This is a genomic window from Aquabacterium sp. (genome assembly GCF_049274795.1).
GTDB lineage: Bacteria > Pseudomonadota > Gammaproteobacteria > Burkholderiales > Burkholderiaceae_C > Aquabacterium.
In genome coordinates, this window is sequence record NZ_JBASTH010000036.1 from 1 (window position 1) to 4692 (window position 4692).

The 4692-nt window shown below is 65.8% G+C and carries 6 protein-coding genes and 1 pseudogene; 6 read left to right on the plus strand and 1 reads right to left on the minus strand.

Translation table 11 applies throughout. The features are described 5' to 3' along the window. The 6 genes from WAQ08_RS05520 to WAQ08_RS05545 all read left to right on the plus strand — a co-directional run. Positions 1-458: L,D-transpeptidase Cds6 family protein (locus WAQ08_RS05520; RefSeq protein ID WP_422189789.1), on the plus strand; the 458-nt coding region annotated here is incomplete at its 5' end. Positions 459-567: 109 nt separating this feature from the next. Then, positions 568-1815 carry a L,D-transpeptidase family protein gene (locus WAQ08_RS05525; protein WP_422189791.1) on the plus strand — a complete coding sequence of 416 codons (1248 nt, stop codon included), beginning with the start codon at positions 568-570 and terminating at the stop codon, positions 1813-1815. Beyond that, positions 1812-2381: a peptidylprolyl isomerase gene (locus WAQ08_RS05530; RefSeq protein ID WP_422189793.1), complete on the plus strand. Its 570-nt coding sequence runs from the start codon at positions 1812-1814 to the stop codon at positions 2379-2381. Before WAQ08_RS05525 ends, WAQ08_RS05530 begins: the two co-directional genes overlap by 4 nt. Before the next feature lie 3 nt (positions 2382-2384). Next, complete coding sequence (locus WAQ08_RS05535) at positions 2385-2885, plus strand: peptidylprolyl isomerase (protein ID WP_422189795.1); 501 nt, start codon at positions 2385-2387, stop codon at positions 2883-2885. 50 nt (positions 2886-2935) lie between these two features. Then, entirely contained in the window at positions 2936-3739 is an 804-nt protein-coding gene (locus WAQ08_RS05540) for a UDP-2,3-diacylglucosamine diphosphatase (protein WP_422189797.1), read from the plus strand. Beyond that, entirely contained in the window at positions 3736-4581 is an 846-nt protein-coding gene (locus WAQ08_RS05545; RefSeq protein ID WP_422189799.1) for a zinc-dependent peptidase, read from the plus strand. Before WAQ08_RS05540 ends, WAQ08_RS05545 begins: the two co-directional genes overlap by 4 nt. Here the strand turns inward: WAQ08_RS05545 and WAQ08_RS05550 are convergent. Continuing rightward, a pseudogene (locus tag WAQ08_RS05550) lies at positions 4555-4692 on the minus strand (IS630 family transposase); the annotation flags it as partial. The gene WAQ08_RS05545 and the pseudogene WAQ08_RS05550 sit on opposite strands and share 27 nt — an antisense overlap.

Consider the following 4692-nt stretch of genomic DNA (forward strand, 5'->3'; position numbering starts at 1 on the left):
CGCCTGCGCCGGCCCCTGCTCCGGCCCCGGCACCCACCCCTGTGCCCACGCCGGCACCGGCCCCTGCACCAGTAGCCAAGCCCACGCCGGCACCCGCACCAGCCCCCGAGGCCCGTGCAGAAGCCCACGAGCGTGATGTGGAAGCTGCCGTCCAGGCCTGGGCCTCCGCCTGGAGCCGCCGCGACATGAACGACTATTTCGCTGCCTACGCCCGCGATTTCAACGGTGGCAAGAGCCGCAAGGCCTGGGAGCAGGAGCGCCGCGACCGCATCGCCACGCGCCGCAGCATCTCGGTGAAAATTTCCAATTTAGACGTCAAGGTCAATGGCAGCAAGGCCACGGCCCGCTTCCGACAGGAGTACAAATCGGACAACCTGAACGTGACCAGTGGAAAGCGTCTTGATCTGACCCGCCAAGGCAGCAACTGGGTGATCGTGAAGGAATCTTCAGGCTCTTGAGATGAATCGTTTGCGTAACCGTCGGCCATTCAAGTTGTCGGCTGGACGGGCCCTGGCACTGGGACTGGGCCTCAGTGCACCCCTCGCCATCTGGGCTGTGTCCTCCTTGATGTCCGCAGACACGGCGCAAGCCAATGCCGCGGCCAAGCCCAAGGAGCAGAGCGTCGTCGCCGCTGCCGCCCCTCAGGAAGGCAGCGCGCCCGCACCGCACGTGGTCAGCCTGCAGCAACTCGCACAGCACACGAACGACCCGTCGGCCGAAGGCCGGCTGCTTGAGGTGTACCGGCTCGTCGGCGCCGGCCAAGCCCCCCAGGCCATGGAAAAGGCCCGCCTGCTCACCCAGGATGTGCCCAACTTCCATCTGGCCCAGCTGGTTTACGGCGATCTGTTGCTGGCGCGCACCAACCCGCTGCAGCACATGGGCAGCGCCCCGAACGAGCTGACCAGCAAGGCCCCGGAACGCCTGGAACAACTGCGCGTCGAAGCCAACCGCCGCCTGATGGCCCTGCAGGAGCGTCCGCCCGTGGGCGCCATCCCCACGCAGTTCATCGACCTGCCGCCCACTACCAAGCACGCCATCGCCGTCGATGCCAGCCGTTCGCGGCTGTACCTGTTCGAGAACGGCCCGCACGGCCTGCAGCTGATCGCCGATCACTACGCTTCGATAGGCAAGCTCGGCCCTGACAAGAGCGTCCAGGGTGACCAACGCACACCCATCGGGGTGTACTACATCACCAGCCGGCTCGACGCCAGCCAACTCACAGACCTCTATGGCGTGGGGGCCCTGCCCCTGAACTACCCTAACGAGTACGACCGCCGCATGGGCCGCACCGGCAGCGGCATCTGGCTGCACGGCGTGCCCAGCGACAGCTACGCACGCAGCCCGCAGAGCACCGACGGCTGCGTGGCGCTGGCCAACCCCGAGCTCCAGGCCATCATGGAGCGGGTGCAGCCCCGCACCACGCCGGTCATCATCGCCCGCTCGCTGGACTGGGTCGAGCCGCAGGCGCTTGAGGCTCCGCGGCGTGATCTGCACAACCTGCTGGAAGGCTGGCGTGTGGCCCGTGCCAGCGGCGACGTCAACCGCCTGATGTCCTTCTACTCCCCGCAGTTCGCCAGCGGCAACCGCGACCATGACCAATGGCGTCAACTGATGGAGCGCGAAGCAGGCAGCCAGAAGGGCCGCCAGCTGCAGCTCAAGGACATGTCCATCCTGTCTTGGCGCGACCGCAGCGATGTGCTGGTCGTGACCTTCGGCGAGCTGAACCAGGGCGAGCGCACCGGCGCCGTCAAGCGCCAGTACTGGGGCAAGGAAGGTGGCCTGTGGAAAATTTTCTATGAAGGAGTGATCGGATGAAGAGCACCCCCCTGCTGAGCCGTGCCGCCCTCCTGCTGGCCGGCCTTGCCCTGAGCGTTGCCGCCCAGGCCCAGAACGTACGCCTGACGACCAGCCAGGGCGACATCGTGTTGCAGCTGGATGCCACAAAGGCCCCCAAGACGGTCGAGAACTTCATCGCCTACGTGAAGACCGGCCACTACAACGGCACGATCTTCCACCGCGTGATCGACAACTTCATGGTCCAGGGTGGCGGCATGACGCCCGACATGAAGGAAAAGCCCACGCGCGCGCCCATTCCACTCGAAAGCCGCAACGGCCTGAACAACGAGCGCGGCACCGTGGCCATGGCCCGCACCATGAACCCCAATTCCGCAACGGCGCAGTTCTTCATCAACGTGAAGGACAATGGCTTCCTGGATGCCGCCCGCTCGCAGGACGGCAACGGCTACGCTGTATTCGGCAAGGTCGTCCAGGGCATGGACGTGATCGACAAGATCCGCAAAGTGCCCACGGGCCAGAAGGGCATGCATGGCGATGTGCCGCTGCAACCCGTCATCATCAAACAAGCCACGCTGGAGAAATGAACCATGGCCAAGAACGTTGAACTGCATACCACCGCCGGCGTGATCCGTCTCGAATTGGACGACGAAAAAGCACCCGCCACCGTCGCAAACTTCCTGGAGTACGTGCGTGCCGGCCACTACGACGGCACCGTCTTCCACCGCGTGATCAAGGGCTTCATGATCCAGGGAGGCGGCTTCGAGCCCGGCCTGAAGCAAAAGCCCACCCGCGATCCGATCCAGAACGAAGCCAACAACGGCCTGACGAACGACCGCTACACCATCGCCATGGCCCGCACCAGCGCGCCCCACTCGGCCAGTGCCCAGTTCTTCATCAACGGCACCGACAACGACTTCCTGAACTTCAAGTCCGAGAGCCCGAGCGGCTGGGGCTATGCTGTGTTCGGCAAGGTCACTGAAGGCACCGACGTGGTTGACCAGATCGAGAAGGTCAAGACCGGCAACCGCGGTGGCCACGGCGACGTGCCGCTGGAAGACGTGACCATCACCAAAGCCGTCGAGGCCTGATGGATTCACCAAGCCGGCGGCCACCAGCCGCCAGCGAAGATGATGCGGCCATGACCTCCGCACCGGTTCTGCCCGCCCTCCATGCACCGCCCTCGTGGCGGTGTATTGATTTCATCTCCGACCTTCACCTGCACGAGAGCCACCCGCGCACCTTCGAGGCCTTCAAGCGCTACCTGCGCGGCACCTCGGCTGATGCGGTGTTCATCCTCGGTGATCTTTTCGAAGCCTGGGTGGGCGATGACATGCGCCACCAGCCTTTCGAGGCCGCGTGCACCCATGAGTTGCTCACCGCCGGCCAGCGCCTGAGCCTGCACCTGATGGTCGGCAACCGCGACTTCCTGCTGGGCGCCGAGATGGCCCGCGCCTGCCACGCAACCTTGCTGAGCGACCCCATCGTGCTGCACGCCTTCGGGCAGCGCCACGTGCTGACGCACGGCGATGCCTGGTGCCTGGACGACGCGGATTACCAGGCGTTCCGCGCCCAGTCGCGCAGCGAGGCCTGGCAGTCACGCTTTTTGTCGCAGCCGCTGGAAGCCCGCCTGGCCACAGCCCGCGCCATGCGCGAGGTCAGCGAATCCCGCAAGCACGGCATGCAGCAGGAAGACTGGGCCGATGTCGCCCCCGAAGCCGCTGCCCCCGTGCTGACAGCCGCCGGAGCCAGCCAGCTCATCCACGGCCATACGCACCGCGCGGGCACGCAGCCCTTCGCACTGCCCCAAGCGCAGCGCCACGTGCTGTCCGACTGGGATCTGGACCATGCGCCCGAGCGCGCTGAGGTCTTTCGGCTCCGTGCGCAAGGCCATGAACGCCTCTCCATCGATGCGGCCATCAGCCCGCAGAGGTCAGGCGCATGAGCCTGCTGGCGCGCATCGCCCGGCACCTGCCACTGAGCTGGCGCTCGGAAGCCAGCATCCTGGAACACCGCGCCATCCCGAACGCCCTGTGGGCCCAGACACTGGCCCAGTACCCCTTCCTGGCCTGGCGCAGCCCTGAACAGCTCGAGCGCCTGCGCGCCCTGAGCACCCTCTTCCTCGCCCGCAAACAGTTCGTGCCCGCCGGGGGGCTGCAGATCAGCAACGACATGGCCGTGGCCATTGCCGCGCAGGCCTGCCTGCCTGTGCTGCGCCTGGGGCTGGGCGCCTACGCCCACATGGGCCACATCGTCGTGCACCCCGATCAGGTCGTGGCCCACCGTGAGGTGATGGACGACGCCGGTGTAGTGCACCAGTACGACGAGGTGCTGGCCGGAGAGGCCATGCCCGATGGCCCTGTGATGCTGTCGTGGCACGACGTGCAGCAAGCCCGCGACCTCGACCACGGCTACAACGTGGTCGTCCACGAGTTCGCCCATGCGCTGGACATGATCGGAGGCGAACTGGATGGCACCCCGCCCTTGCCTGCCGAGATCAACAAGGCGTACTGGCAGGACGTGATGTGGCAGGGCTTCGACCGCCACAGCGAGGCCCTGGCCCGTGGTGAAGACACCTGGCTCGACCCCTATGCGGCGCAGGCCGGGCTGGTGGAGTTCTTCCCCGTGGTCACGGAGGCCTTCTTCGTGGCGCCCTGGGCCTTGCAAGCCGATTTCGCTGACGTGTACGCCTTGCTCAGCCGGTATTTCGGAGAAGACCCGGCAGCCCTGATCGCCTCCAGGCAAGGCCCTCAAGCCCACCTAGTGTCCTGTCCCGCTGATACGTGAGCAAAGTCGGTGCAGCTTAGCCAAGATTGAGTGAGCGGCAGCAGTCCACCTGAACGGTTGGCACTCGGTGTTGTATGCGGCGACAAAGTGATCAATGCGCTGCACAAGTTG

What these genes read in the sequence shown, in the direction of transcription:
- WAQ08_RS05530 (WP_422189793.1), top strand. Translation starts at nt 1,812, where the DNA reads ATGAAGAGCACCCCCCTGCTGAGCCGTGCCGCCCTCCTGCTGGCCGGC.
- WAQ08_RS05540 (WP_422189797.1), top strand. Translation starts at nt 2,936, where the DNA reads ATGACCTCCGCACCGGTTCTGCCCGCCCTCCATGCACCGCCCTCGTGG.
- WAQ08_RS05535 (WP_422189795.1), top strand. Translation starts at nt 2,385, where the DNA reads ATGGCCAAGAACGTTGAACTGCATACCACCGCCGGCGTGATCCGTCTC.
- WAQ08_RS05525 (WP_422189791.1), top strand. Translation starts at nt 568, where the DNA reads ATGTCCGCAGACACGGCGCAAGCCAATGCCGCGGCCAAGCCCAAGGAG.
- WAQ08_RS05545 (WP_422189799.1), top strand. Translation starts at nt 3,736, where the DNA reads ATGAGCCTGCTGGCGCGCATCGCCCGGCACCTGCCACTGAGCTGGCGC.